Source organism: Streptomyces sp. 17_S59 (assembly GCF_056930295.1).
This window is the reverse complement of sequence record NZ_JBXOWD010000001.1, coordinates 6,643,867-6,659,176: the sequence shown is the minus strand read 5'-3', so window position 1 is coordinate 6,659,176 and position 15,310 is coordinate 6,643,867. Positions and strand designations below refer to the sequence as shown.

The 15,310-nt window shown below is 74.0% G+C and carries 13 protein-coding genes; 3 read left to right on the top strand and 10 right to left on the bottom strand.

What is annotated here, in order from left to right; genetic code table 11:
* Positions 1 to 260 precede the first annotated feature (260 nt).
* The 6 genes from AC1Z4A_RS30070 to AC1Z4A_RS30045 form a co-directional block, all read right to left on the bottom strand.
* Entirely contained in the window at positions 261 to 914 is a 654-nt protein-coding gene (locus tag AC1Z4A_RS30070) for a response regulator (RefSeq protein ID WP_483683029.1), read from the bottom strand.
* Positions 915 to 960: 46 nt separating this feature from the next.
* Positions 961 to 2,670, bottom strand: a complete 1,710-nt coding sequence (locus tag AC1Z4A_RS30065; RefSeq protein WP_483683028.1) for a sensor histidine kinase — start codon at positions 2,668 to 2,670, stop codon at positions 961 to 963.
* 100 nt (positions 2,671 to 2,770) lie between these two features.
* Complete coding sequence (locus AC1Z4A_RS30060; protein ID WP_483683027.1) at positions 2,771 to 3,220, bottom strand: MscL family protein; 450 nt, start codon at positions 3,218 to 3,220, stop codon at positions 2,771 to 2,773.
* Between the two features lie 142 nt (positions 3,221 to 3,362).
* Positions 3,363 to 3,632 (bottom strand): DUF1876 domain-containing protein, encoded by a 270-nt coding sequence (locus AC1Z4A_RS30055; RefSeq protein ID WP_483683026.1) that lies wholly within the window; start codon positions 3,630 to 3,632, stop codon positions 3,363 to 3,365.
* Positions 3,633 to 3,748: 116 nt separating this feature from the next.
* The gene (locus tag AC1Z4A_RS30050) at positions 3,749 to 4,483 is read right to left on the bottom strand and encodes a Mut7-C RNAse domain-containing protein (RefSeq protein WP_483683025.1); all 735 of its coding nucleotides are present in this window, start codon (positions 4,481 to 4,483) and stop codon (positions 3,749 to 3,751) included.
* A gap of 84 nt (positions 4,484 to 4,567) precedes the next feature.
* Positions 4,568 to 5,380: a uracil-DNA glycosylase family protein gene (locus tag AC1Z4A_RS30045; RefSeq protein ID WP_483683024.1), complete on the bottom strand. Its 813-nt coding sequence runs from the start codon at positions 5,378 to 5,380 to the stop codon at positions 4,568 to 4,570.
* 153 nt (positions 5,381 to 5,533) lie between these two features.
* Here AC1Z4A_RS30045 and AC1Z4A_RS30040 point away from each other — a divergent pair, with 153 nt between their 5' ends.
* On the top strand, positions 5,534 to 7,180 hold the full coding sequence (locus tag AC1Z4A_RS30040) for an amidohydrolase family protein (protein ID WP_483683023.1): 1,647 nt from the start codon (positions 5,534 to 5,536) through the stop codon (positions 7,178 to 7,180).
* A gap of 19 nt (positions 7,181 to 7,199) precedes the next feature.
* Here AC1Z4A_RS30040 and AC1Z4A_RS30035 read toward each other — a convergent pair whose 3' ends face one another.
* Positions 7,200 to 8,252 carry an NAD(P)-dependent alcohol dehydrogenase gene (locus tag AC1Z4A_RS30035; RefSeq protein WP_483683022.1) on the bottom strand — a complete coding sequence of 351 codons (1,053 nt, stop codon included), beginning with the start codon at positions 8,250 to 8,252 and terminating at the stop codon, positions 7,200 to 7,202.
* 118 nt (positions 8,253 to 8,370) lie between these two features.
* Here AC1Z4A_RS30035 and AC1Z4A_RS30030 point away from each other — a divergent pair, with 118 nt between their 5' ends.
* The gene (locus AC1Z4A_RS30030; protein ID WP_483683021.1) at positions 8,371 to 9,246 is read left to right on the top strand and encodes a helix-turn-helix transcriptional regulator; all 876 of its coding nucleotides are present in this window, start codon (positions 8,371 to 8,373) and stop codon (positions 9,244 to 9,246) included.
* Between the two features lie 15 nt (positions 9,247 to 9,261).
* Here the strand turns inward: AC1Z4A_RS30030 and AC1Z4A_RS30025 are convergent, their stop codons facing one another.
* Positions 9,262 to 10,335 (bottom strand): S1 family peptidase, encoded by a 1,074-nt coding sequence (locus tag AC1Z4A_RS30025; RefSeq protein WP_483683020.1) that lies wholly within the window; start codon positions 10,333 to 10,335, stop codon positions 9,262 to 9,264.
* Positions 10,336 to 10,671: 336 nt separating this feature from the next.
* On the bottom strand, positions 10,672 to 11,256 hold the full coding sequence (locus AC1Z4A_RS30020; protein ID WP_483683019.1) for a CGNR zinc finger domain-containing protein: 585 nt from the start codon (positions 11,254 to 11,256) through the stop codon (positions 10,672 to 10,674).
* 102 nt (positions 11,257 to 11,358) lie between these two features.
* Here AC1Z4A_RS30020 and AC1Z4A_RS30015 point away from each other — a divergent pair, with 102 nt between their 5' ends.
* Positions 11,359 to 12,336 (top strand): phosphotriesterase family protein, encoded by a 978-nt coding sequence (locus tag AC1Z4A_RS30015; protein ID WP_483683018.1) that lies wholly within the window; start codon positions 11,359 to 11,361, stop codon positions 12,334 to 12,336.
* Here AC1Z4A_RS30015 and AC1Z4A_RS30010 read toward each other — a convergent pair.
* Positions 12,306 to 15,254, bottom strand: coding sequence for an AfsR/SARP family transcriptional regulator (locus AC1Z4A_RS30010; RefSeq protein ID WP_483683017.1), 2,949 nt, complete (start codon positions 15,252 to 15,254; stop codon positions 12,306 to 12,308). The two genes, AC1Z4A_RS30015 and AC1Z4A_RS30010, sit on opposite strands and share 31 nt — an antisense overlap.
* Between the last annotated feature and the right edge of the window lie 56 nt (positions 15,255 to 15,310).

Here is a 15,310-nt window from a genome sequence, read left to right as displayed (position 1 = left end):
GCGGAGAGTGTCGGGGGTCTTCGCGGCACGGCAGTGCATGGCGGGGTTCGCGATTCCCGCAGCCATGTGCCTGTGCCGGTGGAGCGTTCCGTGGGGTGCGTACGCCGCACTCCCACCGTCGTTCCGCGCCGTCTGATCTGACGCGCGGTCACGAAGGAACGCCGTAGAAGATATCGCAAACCCACCGACTATCTGAACACATGTCAGGTAGAAGTGGCCGGAAACCTTGCTTTCTTTACCCTCGGCGCCCTCAGACCCCCTTAGACCCCCAGTCCCGCATCACGGGCCAGCAGTGCGGCCTGCACCCGGTTCTCGCACTCGAGCTTGGCGAGAATCCGGCTCACATACGTCTTCACCGTGGCCTCGCTCATATGGAGCCGCCGGCCGGCGTCGGCGTTGGACAGCCCCTCGCCCAGCAGCGCCAGCACCTCGCGCTCCCGCTCGCTCAGCTCCGCCACCCGGCGGCGGGCCTCCTCGCCGCGGGTGGCGGCCTGCCCGCCGGCCAGGGAGTCCACCACGTGGCGGGTGGCCGCCGGGGACAGATAGGCGTCCCCCTGCGCGGCAGCCCGGACGGCCCCGATCAGCTCCCCCGGCGCCGAGTCCTTGAGCAGGAACCCGGCCCCGCCCTGGCGCAGCGCCCGCAGGACGTTGTCCCGCTCGCCGAAGGTGGTCAGGATCAGCGCCCGCAGGGCCGGGACGGTCCGCCCCAGCTCGGCGAGCGCCGAGAGCCCGTCCAGGACCGGCATCTGGATGTCGAGCAGGGCGACGTCCGCCCGGTGCTTGCGCGCCAGCTCCACGGCGTCCCGGCCGTTCGCCGCCTCCGCCACGACCTCGATGTCGTCCGCCGAGGTGAGGATCATCCGGATGCCGGCCCGGATGAGGGGCTCGTCGTCGGCGATGAGGACGCGGATCACCTGGTCAACTCCCGATGAGTGTGCTGTTCGCCCAGCTGGTTCCCAGCTAGTTCTTGACGTGGAATTCACGCTTCTCGAGCAGTTTCCCGTCCTTGAAGCAGAAGCGGTAAACGGTATCCGTGTCCAGCCCCTGCGAGGTGTCGGTGGAGATCAGGGCGAGGCAGGCGGCACCCGCCGGCTCGGCCGGTATCCTGCTCTTCACGTCGGAGGTGAAGAAGGACTTGCCGGAGGGCAGCTTCTCGCGCACCTGCTGCTCGGGGTCGCCGACGCTCACCGACCGGTAGACGCTGGGATCGATCATTCCCTTGTCGGCCTCCTCGAAGAGCTTGCCCGCCCCGAAGAGCGCCACCACCACCAGACCCACCAGGATCAGCAGGCCGATCCCGCAGCCGATCAGACAGCCGTTGCTCTTCTTCGTGCTCATGATGTCCTTGAACTCCTCGCGCGGATCCAGCCGGTCGATGACCGGTCCACCGTCGCCCGGAGCCCCCGCCCCGATCTGCTGCGGAAAGTCGTTTCCCGCGTCGACGAAGGTCGCGTCGCCGGAGGCGGCGCCGCGCGCCTCCCGGGCCTCCGCCGAGTCGTAGGGCAGCACCGCGGCGAGCCGGAAGCCGCCGCCCTCGGCGGGCCCGGTGAACACCATGCCGCCGATCAGCCGGGCCCGCTCCCGCAGCCCGGTGAGCCCCTGACCGCCGCTCACCGCGGCCGGCCGCTCCGCCGGCCCCTGCGGCGCGGGCCCGTTCGCGATCTCCACCACCAGCGCGTCGGGCTCGTAGCGCAGGCTGACGGCGATGGCCGCGCCCGGCGCGTGCTTGGCGGCGTTGGTCAGCCCCTCCTGCACGACGCGGTACCCGGCGTGGTCGGCGGCGGGCGCCAGCGGGCGCGCCTCCCCCGACCGCTCCAGGGTCACCCGCAGGCCGGCCGTCACGGCGGCGTCGACCAACCCGCCGATGCCGGACACCGCCCGGGCCCCGGCCTGCTCGTCCTCCGCGGTGCCGTCCCTGAGGATGCCGACCACCTCGCGCAGCTCGTGCATGGCGGCCACCGACGCCTCGCGCAGCACGCCGACGGCCTCGCGCTGCCGGCCGGTCAGCGTCCGGTCGACCTCCAGCGCACCGGTCTGCACGGCGATGAGCGCCAGCTGGTGGCCGAGGCTGTCGTGCATGTCCTGGGCGATGCGCTGCCGTTCGCGCATCCGCGCCTGCCCGGCGATCATCTCGCGCTCGCGCAGCAGCTGGGCATTGCGCTGCTGAAGGGTCTGGAGCAGGGTGCGGCGCTGCGTCCAGTAGCGGTTGGCGAGGCCGGGGACGACCGTGGACACCAGGAAGAGCAGGCTGTAGAGCACGGCCATCAGGACGGGCGCCTGATTCGACTGCCAGACCCCCAGCCCCACATAGAGCACGAAGGCGACGCTGAAGGCCGTCAGCGCACGCAGCACCCCGTCGATCCTGCGCCCGGCCGACCAGCCGACCACCGCGAGCAGCAGCCCCGCGCCGCCCACGGCGCCCCCGGAGAGCGCGGCCGCGGCGATCAGCGTGCTCGCGGGCAGGACGCGCCGCAGCAGGGACAGGGCGGCGACGAGCACCGCGACCGCGGACGCCCACACCCAGCCGCGCCCGCCGGCGGTCTCCGCCCAGGCCGCGAGCAGCGCGAGCACGGCGGCGAGCAGGACCTCGCCGACCGTCCGCCGCCGGGACCACTCCCCCGGGTCGGTCAGCCTGCGGCGGAGGTCGTGGGCCCACGATGTCGCTTTCACCCTCGCACCATAGGCAACGCCGACCGGTCGGCACATTCACCGAAGGTCGCGCCGTCACCCGACGAAAGTTGATCCCTCCCGGGGCTCCCCCTACGTGCCGTCAGGTCGCCTTCCGCGGCGCGCCCGCCGCGGGCGACTGCTCCGTACCGCAGTGCCGGCACTTGGAGGCGGCGGCCGGCAGGTCCTCGGAGAGGCAGGCCGGGCAGACCTTCAGGGGCGCGGGCTCGCCGAACACGACCACCCCGCGCCGCGCCTGGACGTGCTTGTACGGCAGGACGATGAAGAAGTAGACGACGGCCATGAAGATCACGAAGTAGATCGCCGCCGAGATGAAGGAGCCCAGATCCAGATAGGTGGCCCGGTTGCCCGCCCGGCCCAGCTGCCAGCCCAGCCCGAGCGAACGCCCGCCCTGCGCGCTGGCGATGATCGGGTTGATCACGAAGTCCGTGAAGGCCTTGATCAGGGTGCTGAAGGCCAAGGCGATGATCAGGCCCACGGCCACGGTGACAATGTCACCGCGCATGACGAAGTTCTTGAATCCCTTGAGCACGGCGGGGCTCCCGGACAGGATCGAAGGGGCGGCGTTCGGAACGCTACCCCTTCCCCGACCCCGTCCTGCGGAAAGGCACGGCGCAGCGGGAGTGACGCGCCGCCTCACCTCCGCGGATGCGCCTCACACCTGCCGGTGCGTCTCACATCTGCGGGTGCGCCTCGACGTGGGTGACTTCCTCGATGTCGTGGCCGGCCTTCTTCAGGAGCTGCCGGGACAGGTCGTTCAGGGCCCTGGCCGCGGCCAGTTCCTCGCCGACCCGTAGCTGCTCGGGGTCGTCGGGGTGCCGGGTGGCGTGGCCGCGGGCCCTCAGCTCGGTCCCGTCCGGGAGCCTCAGCATGCTGGCCGCTTGCGTACGCTTCTCGACTTCCTTGAATTCGACCTCGACGTGCCATCCAACGATCGTCTGCATGGCATCCACCTCCTGCGGTACCCCTCCAGCGTGCACCCGGCCGGCCGAATGCGACACCGGTGGGCCGCCGGCCCGCAGATCGCGACCACCGGCCCGGGGAGCCGGGCCGGCCTCCTTCAGACGGCGGCCACCCCGAATTCCCGCACCGCGCTGTCGACGATGGCCTGCAGCCGTGCGTGGTGGGCGCCCCGCCAGTACACGCGTCCGCAGGCGATGCACTGTGCGAAGACGTCGTACGTCCGCTGCGTCCCGTGCTCCAACTGCTCCCGGACGGCGTCCTTGTCGGCGTCCTGCAGCGGACCGTTGCACGCGGTGCAGCGCGTCCAGGGGTCGAGGCGCGGCGCGAAGCGGCTCAGGACGTCCCGCACCTGCTCGTCGGGCCGGTCGCTGTAGACGTAGCCGCCGGCCCAGATCTCCCGGCGCCGCAGCAGGCCCCGGTCCCGGGAGAGCAGCACCCGCTGCTCGGCCGCCGAGAGCGCGGCCAGCGCCGGGTCGCCGATGTCGTCGCTCTCGTAGGCCGCGTCCACGCCCAGCAGCCGCAGCCGCCGGGCGAGCGTGCCCAGGTGCACGTCGAGCAGGAACCGCAGCGGGGCGCCGGGCACCTCCTGCGGCCGGGTGACGGGCTGCACCTCCACGCTCTCCCCCGCGCCCGGCACATGGGAGGCCGGCACCTGGCGGCCGTCGACGAGCAGCCGGCCGACCTCGGTGAGCGGGACCCCGAGGGACTCGACCACGTGCCCCAGCGTGGAGGCACCGTCGGTGATCATGGTCGTATGGGGCCGACGGCGCTCGGCGGCGATGAAAAGCCGCAGCTCAGGGGCGAAGGTCAGCTGAATCTCGGGTCCGTTCACGCCCACAGCATGCCACTGCGCGCGACCCCGGCGCCCCGGGTTTTCGCAGCCCCCCGCCCCGCCGGTCGGGCCCCCGCCCGCCGGTCAGAAGGGCCGCTCGTCGGGCGGGATCCGCACGGTGACGGTCGCGCGCTTCTCGGCGGGCGTATTGCCTTCCCGGCTCGCCCAGGGCTCGTCGGAACGCATCCAGCCGGGCAGCCCGGCGGGCAGGTCCGCCTCGGGGAGGGTGCCCAGGTCACCGGGGGCGAAGGCGGTGCCGTAGAGGACCAGGGGGCGGCTGGTGTCGGGCGTGATGGTGTTGTGCAGCGCCTGGAGGGCCACGTTCCAGTCGGCGAGCAGGCGGGCCATGGCCTCGGCCGGGTCGGAGCCGGAGGAGGCCGCGCTGTCCGGGTAGGTGGGGTGCAGGACGTGCTGGTAGGCACCGGTGTAGGAGGCGCCCGCGGGTGTCGCGTGCCAGGTGCGGAAGGCCGTGTCGGCCAGGCTGCCGAGCGCGATGACGGCCTGGATCTCGTTGTTCCCGGTCAGGGCGTCGAGCCAGGAGTTGCGGTAGCCGGCGATGGCGGTGTCGGTGGCATGGGCGTTCCCCGCCTGCTGGCCGTAGACGCTGTAGAGATACGTATTGATCATGACGTAACTGCTGTCGATCCCCAGCTTCGCCAGGAAGCCCTGGAAGCGCCGGCCCGCGGTGCCCACCAGGATCCGGCGCGCGACGGCCTCGTGGGCGGCGGGGTCCTGGCCGATGACGAGCACCCGGGCCGTGCCGTCCAGCCGCCCCCGGTGGAAGATCGGTCCCCATTCGACCCGGAAGTCCGTGGCGGGGTAGGTCTCCGCTCCCGGGTAGTTCCGCACCAGCGTGGCGTACGGCTCCAGGGCGTATCCGGCGTCGAATGCGTGCATGCGAGGCTCCTGCTCCCTGCGGACGGTCACCCATGACAAACGGTGCAGGGCGGGTGAAGTCACGGCATCCTGCTGTATGAGGCTGTATGAGACCAAGGCCATGCCTTACTTCTGTGCGGTCCCGCCCGCACGGCCGAAGCGAAGGGACTCGCCATGGCGCATCCCGCAGAAGGCCCGGCCGAACCGCGCTGCGCACTGCGCGGACGGCTCGTCACCCTGGACGCCCACGACACGGTCGTACCCGACGGCCTGCTGTGGGTCCGCGGCCGGCAGATCGAGGCGGCCCTGCCCGCGACGGCTCCCCCGCCGCCGGGCTTCGAGGGCGTGGTGCCGGTCGACACGGGCGGCACCGTCTACCCCGGCCTGATCGAGCTGCACAACCACCTGCCGTACGACGTGCTGCGCCTGTGGCCGGTGCCCAGGCTCTTCGGCAACCGCGACCAGTGGGGCGGCAGCGCCAACCCCGCGTACCACCGTCTGGTGACCGGCCCGATGACCGTGCTCGGCCAGGATCCCGCGCTGATGCCCGCCGTCGTGCGCTACGTGGAGGTGAAGGCGCTGGTCAACGGCGCCACGACCAGCCAGGGCATCGCCCTGTTCAGCAATGCCGGAGCCCGCCGGATGTACCGGGGCATCGTCCGCAACGTGGAGCAGACCGGCGATCCCGAGCTGCCGGAGGCCCTCTCGCGGATCGCGGACGTCGAGGCGGCGCACGCCCAGGACTTCCTCAAACGGCTCGGCGGGCCCCACCAGTTGCTGCTGCACCTGGCGGAGGGCGCCAGAACCGACCAGGCTGCCCACGAGCACTTCCGCGCCCTGAATTACGAGGAGGGCAAGTGGGCCATCACCGAACACCTGACGGGCATCCACTGCACCGCCCTGACCGCCGAGGACTTCGGGATCCTGGCGGGGCACGGCGGCTCCATGGTGTGGTCGCCGCTGTCCAATCTGCTGCTGTACGGGCAGACCGCGGACATCGCCGCCGCCCGGCACGCGGGGCTGCTCATCGGGCTGGGCGCCGACTGGTCGGTCTCCGGCAGCAAGGGGATCCTCGGCGAGCTGAAGGCCGCGCGGCTGGCCTCGGCGGCCGCCGGGAACGTGTTCTCCGACCGCGAGCTGGTGGCCATGGCCACCCGGGACGCGGCGCGGATCCTCCGCTGGGACCGGGTGGTGGGCTCGCTGGAGCCCGGCAAGCGGGCCGACCTGCTCGCGACGTCCACGGCCGCCGGCGACCCGTACGGCGCGCTCATCGAGGCGCGGGACAAGGACGTCGCGCTCGTCGTCATCGACGGCGCCGCCCGCTACGGCACCCGGAGCCTCATGCGCGCCCTCGCTCCGGAGGGGGAGCTGGAGGACGTCGCCACGGGCTCGCCCGACGGCCACGCCCTGGACCTGCGCCAGGAGTCCGCCGACCCCGTCGTGGCCGGGCTGACGCTGGCCGAAGCCACCGAACGGCTGCAACGGGCCCTCGCCGACCTGCCCGCCCTCGCGGCCCGTGCCGTCGCCCCCGCGGGACCGACGGCACGGGCCGAGGGGGTCCTCCACTGGCAGCTGGCCCTCGACGAGATCCGGCCCACGGGCGTGGAACTCCGGCCGCGCCTGCCCCTGTTCGGCCGGGGCGCGCAGCCCGTCCCGTCGGGCCCGCGCATCACCGCGCCGCCCGCCGCGCCGGACGGCCTGGCGCCGCTGACGCTCGACGCCCTGACGGCTTCCGTGGACGGCGACTTCCTCAGCGCGCTCGCCGCCGAGACCAACCTGCCCCAGGGCTACGGGGACCGTCTGCGGGCGCTGCTCGCCTGACCGTCCGCGGCCGGTGGCGTCAGATGGTGGCCGTGTCGATGACGAAGCGGTAGCGCACGTCGCTGGCCAGCACGCGCTCGTACGCCTCGTTGATCCGGTCGGCGGGGATCACCTCGATGTCCGCGGCGATGCCGTGCTCGCCGCAGAAGTCGAGCATCTCCTGGGTCTCCGCGATGCCGCCGATCATCGAGCCGGTCACGGACCTGCGCTGACGGAAGAGGGCGGCGGCGGAGACCGAGAGGGCGTTCTCGGGGGCGCCGAGCTGCACCAGGGTGCCGTCGGTCCTGAGCAGGCCCACCAGGGCGTCGAGGTCCAGGTCGGCGGAGACCGTGTTGAGGATCAGGTCGAACGTGCCCGCCAGGGCCTCGAAGGTGGCCGGGTCCGAGGTGGCGTGGTAATGGTCCGCGCCGAGCCGCAGGCCGTCGTCCTTCTTGCGGAGGGACTGGCTGAGCACGGTGACCTCGGCGCCCATCGCGTGCGCGAGCTTCACGCCCATGTGGCCCAGGCCGCCGAGGCCGATGACGGCGACCTTCTTGCCGGGGCCGGCCTGCCAGTGGGCGAGCGGGGAGTAGAGGGTGACGCCGGCGCAGAGCAGCGGGGCGGCGGCGTCCAGCGGGATGCCGTCGGGGATGCGCAGGGTGTAGTTCTCGTCGACGACGATGTGCGTCGAGTAGCCGCCCTGGGTGAACTCCCCGTCGCGGCCGGTGGCGGCGTACGTGCCGATCAGCCCGGTCTCGCCGGTGCAGTACTGCTCGAGTCCGGCCTTGCAGTTGTCGCACTCGCGGCAGGAGTCGACGAAGCAGCCGACGCCGACCCGGTCGCCGGGCGTGTAACGGGTCACGCCGGGGCCCACCTCGGTCACGACGCCCGCGATCTCGTGGCCCGGAACGATGGGGAAGGTGTCGTGTCCCCACTCGCCGCGCACGGTGTGGATGTCGGAGTGGCAGATGCCCGCGTACTTGATCTCGATGAGCACGTCGTGCTCGCCCAGCGCGCGACGGGTGATGGTGGTCTTCTCGAGCGGGGCCTTGGGGGCGGGTGCGGCGTAGGCGGCGACAGTGGTGTGGTTCATGAAACCGATCCTGCGCCTGTCCGGAACGCCTAGCCAGAACTCCGCTGAGCCTACGCTTGCCGTGCCTACCACTGGCAGGGCCACCCTCGCCGCCACGGGGCGCCGCATACTGGTGGGTATGGATCAGCGCACCGAACTGAGCGAATTCCTCCGCTCCCGGCGGGCCCGGCTGCGGCCCGAGGACGTGGGGATCCTGCCGCACGGCGGGCGCCGCAGGGTGCCGGGGCTGCGGCGGGAGGAGCTGGCGCAGCTCGCCGGGGTCAGCGTCGCCTACTACACCCGGCTCGAGCAGGGCCGGGGGCAGAACGTCTCGGCCTCCGTCCTCGACGCGATCGCCGATGCGCTGCAGCTGGACCAGGCCGAGCGGAACCACCTCGGCAGGCTGGCCAAGCCGGACGCCCGCCGTACGCGGGTGCCCGTCCGTCCGCAGCGGGTCCGCCCCGCGGTGCAGAACCTGATCGACGCCATGGACAACGTCCCCGCGTACGTCATGGGGATGCGTCTGGACATCCTCGCCTGGAACCGGCTCGCCTGTGCGCTGCTGGGCGACTTCGCCGCCCTGCCCGCGCAGCAGCGCAACATGGCCTGGCAGGTCTTCCTCAACCCCGCCTGCCGTGAGCTGTACGTGGACTGGAAGCGCAAGGCCGCCGACCTCGTGGCCCTGCTGCGGGCCCACGCGGGGTCCTACCCGGACGACCCCGGCCTCGCCGCCCTGATCGGCGAGCTGTCGGTGAAGAGCGTGGAGTTCCGCACCCTCTGGGCGGCCCACGACGTGCGCGACAAGTGCTACGGGATCAAGGAGTTCCAGCACTCCGTGGCGGGCCGGCTGACCCTCGCGTGCGAGACCCTGGACCTGCCCGCCGACCCGGACCAGTACCTGGTCACCTATCACGCCGAGCCCGGCTCGGCCTCCGCGGAGTCGCTGCGGCTGCTGGCCAGCTGGACGCTGGGCGAGGCCCGGGGGTCCGAGCGCTCGCCCAGCTCCCTGTCCTAGGCCGCGGGCCGGCGGTCAGGGAATCTGCGCCCCGAACGCCTCCAGGGCGGCGGGCACCGGCTGGAAGAAGGTCTCCCCGCCGCCGGAGCAGTCGCCGCTGCCGCCGGAGGTGAGGCCCAGCGCGGCGTCCCCGTCGAAGAGGGAGCCGCCGCTGTCGCCGGGTTCGGCGCAGACGGTCGTGTCGATCATGCCCTCGACCGTGCCCTCCTGGTAGTTGACGGTGGCGTTGAGGCCGGTGACCTGTCCGCCGTGGACCTGGGTGGTGCTGCCGCTGCGCTGCACCTGCTCGCCGACGGTGGCCTCGGCGGCCCTGCCGATGTTCTGCAGGCTGCCGTTGTAGAGGTCCACGGCGCTGGGGTGGTCCGTCTCGGCGGTGTACCGCACGAGGGCGTAGTCGTGGCCGGGGAAGACGGACTGCTCGGTCGTGCCGATGACGGGGCCGCCCTGGGTGTCGGACCAGTCGGCCGAGGCGTTGCCGCAGTGCCCGGCGGTCAGGAAGTACGGCTGGCCGGACTTGGTGACGTTGAAGCCGAGCGAGCAGCGCACGCCGCTGCCCCAGATGGCGTCGCCGCCTGCGATCAGCGGCCGCAGGGTGCCGGAGGTGTGCTTGAGGGTGACCTTGTCGCCGAGGCCGGCGACGACCTTCTCCAGCCGGTCCCGTGCGGCGCCGGTGACGGTGCTGTCGGCGGTGACGACGATCTTGTTGGTGCGGGGGTCGACCGACCAGGCGGTGCCGGGGACGGTGGCTTCGGCCGCCAGTGTCCGTCTGGCCGAGGCGAGTTCCGCCGCCGAGTGCTTCACCGTCTTCGCCTCGGCCCCGGCCGCCCGCACCGCGGCCGCCGCGGACGGGTCCACGACGTCGACGACGAGCTTCTTCGCCGCGGCGTCGTAGTACGAACCGGCGGTGCCCGAGGGGAGGGCGGTCTCGATGTGGTGCGCGAGCCGGCCGGCCTCGCCGGCGGACAGGGCGGCCGGGGCCGGCCCGGGGGCCGCGTGGGCGCTCTGCAGGGTGAGGGATACCGTGGCGAGGGCCACGGCTCCGGCCACGGCCAGGGCCGCGCGCCGTTCGGGTATGCGTGAGCCGTTCAACTCGTTCGACCTCCTGTGAGGGGGGTGTGCCCAGGGCGCCGAGGGCGCCGGGGCCCGGGAGGATTCACGTGGCACGGCGGCGACCGCACGTCGCGTCCATGCCAAGAGTTGCCGGACCAGCGTCCCCGCGGAGCGAGGTGACGCACAAGAAGACATCCGGTCGGACAGAATCACATATGCGGCAGCGTGAAATACACATGCCTGAACAGCACTTGATGATTCGTCAGAGGTCAGCAGGACCCCCGCACGCAGAGGCGACGGCCCGGCGGGCGAGCGATTAACGGACAGTGAGGGGGGTGACTGTCCGGTACTCGCCCCTCCCCCGCCGGACACCCCCTAGCCGCGGGCCCCTTCCCCGGACCGGCGGCGTTCGCGGAGCGCCCGTACACGACCGCGGCTCGCACAGGCGGGCGAGGGGCACCAGCGGCGGCGGCCCGTGGGGTTGGCGAAGACTCCCCGGCAGTCGTGTTCGGGGCAGACGGCAAGGGTGTGCCGCTCGGCGCCCGTGAGGTGCTCGGCCGCCTGGCGGGCGATGCGGGCGAGGGCCGCGCCCGCGGTCGGCGGGGGCTCGCGCAGCAGCCGGTCCGCGGCCACCAGGCGCACGGGGTCCGGCTCGGCGTCCGCTCCGCCGAGGAAGGCGTTGAGCGCGGCGACCGCCTCGCCCGGGGGTGGCTCCCCGCCGACGACGGCCAGCGCGAGCGCACGCAGCGTCTCGCGCAGTGCGCGGGCCCGCTCGAGGTCGGCGGCCCCGGGCGGCTCTGCGGGCGCCAGCTCGCTGCGGGCCAGCCACTGTGCGAGCCGGTCCGGGGTGGCGATGCGCTCGACCGGGCTCGCGCCGAAGCTGCGGCCACGGGTCGCGAGGAGATTGAGCCAGGCGGCACCGCAGTCGAGGCGGAAGGCCAGAGGGTCGTCGTCCTTCATGCGGGCATCGTAACGCTTCACCCGTTACAGTGATCATCGGTGTAACGCTTCACCCGTTACACCGCTCGTCCCGTACGCCCGGAAACAGGAGGAAACACCGGTATGCGATCGCAGGAAGCCAGCCCGCCCGTCGTCCGCACCGTCCTCGGCGACGTCCCCGCCGAGGAGCTGGGCGTCTGCAACGCACACGACCACCTCTTCCTGCGCAGCCCCCGGCTGCCCGGGCAGGAGCTGGCCGACCCCCGGGCCGCCGAGGCGGAACTGCGGGCGTTCCGGCAGCTCGGCGGCCGGACCGTGGTGCAGTGGACCCCGCGCGGGATGGGACGCCGGCGCGGGGAACTCGCCCGGCTGGCACGGGCCACGGGCGTCCACCTCGTCGCCGCGACCGGGCTGCACCAGGCGGTGCACTACGAGCGGCCGCTGTCCGGGCCCGCGTGGGACGGGCTCGCCGAGCTGTTCGTCGAGGACCTGACGACGGCTCCGGTGCGCGCGGGCATCGTCAAGGTGGCCGGCGCCCTGCACGGCGTCGACCGGCACGCCCGGCACGTCATGACCGCCGCGGCCCGGGCGCACCACGCCACCGGCGCGCCGATCGCCGTGCACCTCGAACTCGGCACCGGCGCCCTCGAAGTCCTCGACCTGCTCTGCGGCACCCTCGCCGTCCCGCCCGCCCGCGTCATGCTGGGGCACCTCGGCCGCTCGCCCGACATCCGGGCGCAGCTGGCGGCGGCCCGGGCCGGGGCGTTCCTCGCCTTCGACGGGCCCTCGCGCGCCCATCACGCCACGGACTGGCGGCTGTTCGACTCGCTGACCGCGCTCGCCCACGCCGGGTACGCGGACCGCCTGCTGCTGGGCGGCGACACCACGACCGCCGCGGCCCGGGCGGCCGGCGGCGAGGGGCCGGGGATGCCGTACCTGCTGAGCACGCTGCGCACCCGGCTGGCGGGCGAGCTGGGCGAGGACTTCGTCCGGCAGGTGTTCGTCGGCAACCCCGCGCGGGCCTTCGCGGCCCACTGGCACCCGGCCCCGCCGACCGACATGACGGTGCATCAGACGGCGGGGCCGGACTCCTCCTCGTAGGAGGTGCCGCAGGAGCCGATGAGCACCTGGAGGTCGTCGGCCTCCGGCATGCCCATGCGCCGCAGGAAGGTGTGCGCGGCCTGCCAGCAGGCGCGGGCGCGGTCGGGGCGCCGCAGCTGGTCGAGGGCGTGGCCCAGGACGTGGAGGGCCTTGGCCCGCCCCCAGGACTCGCCCACCTCGGCGAGTGCCGAGACGGCCAGCTCCGCGTGGATGACGGCCTCCTCGACGTGGCCGGCCCGCAGCCGGGTCTCCGCCATCCGGAAGAGGGTGAGCCCCTCCCACAGCCGGTTGTGCCGTCCGCGGAACAGCTCCAGGGCCTCGGTCAGGCGCTCGGCCGAGTCCGCCGCCCGCCCGATGCCGGCCAGGACGACGCCCAGCCGGTACAGCCCGAACGCCACCCGGTGGCCCCCGCCCAGGCGGCGGTGGGCGGCCAGGCACTGCTCGGCGGCCGCGAGCGCCTCGTCGCCCCGGCCGAGCGAGAGATACACCCGGGCGAGCACCCCGATCGCATTGGCCTCGCCGTAGCGGTCGCCGGTCCGCCGGAAGACGGCCAGGGCCTCGGTCAGCAGCGCGTGCGCCTCCTCGTGCCGGTGCAGGTGCTGCTCGCACCGCGACAGCTGCACCAGGCAGTCGGCCATGACCGGCGTGTCCCCGGCGGCGCGGCTGAGGGCCAGCGCCTCCCGGCCCACGGGGACGAGTTCGTCGATCCGGTCCGCGGCGTAGTAGACGCCGGCCAGGCAGAGCAGGGCGCGGCCGGCGCTCCGCCGGTCGCCCAGGGCCAGCGCACCTGCAGCGACCGCGCGCGCCGCCTCCTCGAACTCCCGCTCGTGGGCGCCGTATTCGACCAGGACGTCCATCATGAGCAGCAGGTCGGCCGCCCGGGCACAGGCTTCCGGGTCCGCCGCGGCCCGGCGCACGGCGGCGAACAGGCCGGGCGCCTCGGCGAAGAGCCAGGCGCGGGCGGCCCCGACCCCGTCGAAGGACAACCCCGGCCCGGTGACCCGCACGCCCAGCCGGTCGGTGCCGGGGCCCGCCAGCATGTGCACCTCCCGCGCCGTGGACAGGTGGAAGCCGAGCAGCCGTCGCAGCGCGGTGGTGCGCTGCGACGGCGGGTCCTCGGCTTCCGCGCGCTCGTACAGGTGGAGTCTCAGCAGCTCGTGGAAGCGGTAGCGGCCGGGCGCCGGGGACTCCAGGAGGCCGGCGTCCACGAGCGACTCGCACAGCGACTCGGCCTCCTGTTCGGGGAGGCCGAGCAGGGCGGCCGCGGCGGCCGACGAGAAGTCCGGGCCGTCCTGGAGGGCCAGCGTCCGCAGTGCCTGCCGCTCCCCGGCGCCGAGCTGCTGCCGGCCCGCCGCGAGGACGGCGTCGACCGCCAGTCCGCCGACGCGCAGCTCGGCGAGCCGGCGCCGGGGGTCGGACAGCCGCTCGTCCAGGCCGGCCAGCGTCCACGAGGGGCGGGTGGCCAGCCGGGTGGCCGCGATCCGCACGGCCAGGGGCAGCAGTCCGCAGGCCGCCACCAGCCGCCCGGCGGCCTCCGGCTCGGCGTCCGCGCGGGCCTCGCCCGCCACCCGCCGGAGCAGGGCGAGCGCCTCCCCGGGGGCCATGACGTCGAGGTCGACGAGGCGTACGGAGGGCAGCCCGGCCAGCTTGGCGCGGCTGGTGACGAGCACCGCGCAGCCGCGCGTCCCGGGCAGGAAGGGCCGCACCTGGTCGGCGTCGCGGGCGTCGTCGAGGAGGATCAGCACCCGGCGGTCCGCGAGCCGGGTGCGGAAGAGGGCGGCCCGCTCGGCCCGGCCCTCGGGCAGCGCCGCGTCGTCCACGCCGAGCGCCCGCAGGAACGAGCCCAGCACGACGGCGGGTTCGGCCGGGTCGCCGGCCGTGCCCCGCAGGTCCGCGTAGAACTGCCCGTCGGGGAAATCCTCGCGTATCCGGTGGGCGGCGTGGACGGCCAGGACGCTCTTGCCCACCCCGCCCATGCCGGAGACGGCGACGGTCGCGACGGCCTGTCTGCGGCCGGGCCGCAGGGCGGCGCACAGCTCCTCGACGATCGCCTCGCGCCCGGTGAAGTCGGCGAGGTCGCCGGGGAGCTGGGCGGGCCGGGGCGGCTCGGGCGGGCCGGCGGTCCCGCTCCGGTCCGGGGCCAGGACGCGCCGCCGCACCTCGGCGAGTTCCCGCCCGGGCTCCAGCCCCAGCTCGTCGGCCAGCACGCGCCGCGCGTCCTCGTACGCGGCGAGCGCCTCGGCGGGCCGGCCGCTGCGGTGCAGGGCCAGGATGTGCAGGGCGCCCAGCCGTTCGCGCAGCGGATAGCGTGCGGCCAGGGCGGCCAGCTCCCGCAGGGCAGCCTCGGGGTGGCCGAGTTCGAGGTCGAGTTCCAGCCGCGCCTCCAGGGCCATCAGCCGCTGTTCGGTGAGCCGGGCGCGGTGGGCGCGCACGGCGGCGCCGGAGAGGCCGGGCAGGGGTTCGCCGCGCCACAACGCCACGGCGGAGCGCAGCAGTTCGCGGGCCTCGGCCGGTCTGCCGCGGGCCCGCGCGCGGACGGCGGCGGTGACCTGGTCCTCGAAGCGGGCCGCGTCCAGTGCCTCCCGGGGCACCCGCAGGGCGTAGCCGTCGGACACGGACACCAGGATCCGGGGCGCCGCGCCCGTGTGCCGCCCGGGCTCCAGCAGTTTGCGCAGCCGGGAGGCGTAGGTGCGCAGGGTGCCGATGGCGCGGACCGGTGGTTCCTCGCCCCACAGCGCGTCCACGATCTCGGCGGCCGAGGCGGCGCGGCCCTGCCGCAGCAGCAGCTCCGCGAGGAGGGTCTGCTGCTGCGGCGAGCCCAGTTCCAGTGCCTCGTCGCCGCGCCACGCACGGAGCCGGCCGAGTACGGAGAACCGCAGCCCGCCGCCGCCGTCGGCGGCGGCATCGGTATCGGTCACGTCCCGATGCTAGGCGCGCGGCGGTCGACGGTTGCTTTACGAACGGTGAACGCGCA

Coding starts and splice junctions, on each gene's coding strand:
- AC1Z4A_RS30035 (WP_483683022.1), bottom strand. CDS start 8,252: ATGAACCACACCACTGTCGCCGCCTACGCCGCACCCGCCCCCAAGGCC.
- AC1Z4A_RS30055 (WP_483683026.1), bottom strand. CDS start 3,632: ATGCAGACGATCGTTGGATGGCACGTCGAGGTCGAATTCAAGGAAGTC.
- AC1Z4A_RS30020 (WP_483683019.1), bottom strand. CDS start 11,256: ATGAAGGACGACGACCCTCTGGCCTTCCGCCTCGACTGCGGTGCCGCC.
- AC1Z4A_RS30030 (WP_483683021.1), top strand. CDS start 8,371: ATGGATCAGCGCACCGAACTGAGCGAATTCCTCCGCTCCCGGCGGGCC.
- AC1Z4A_RS30015 (WP_483683018.1), top strand. CDS start 11,359: ATGCGATCGCAGGAAGCCAGCCCGCCCGTCGTCCGCACCGTCCTCGGC.
- AC1Z4A_RS30045 (WP_483683024.1), bottom strand. CDS start 5,380: ATGCACGCATTCGACGCCGGATACGCCCTGGAGCCGTACGCCACGCTG.
- AC1Z4A_RS30040 (WP_483683023.1), top strand. CDS start 5,534: ATGGCGCATCCCGCAGAAGGCCCGGCCGAACCGCGCTGCGCACTGCGC.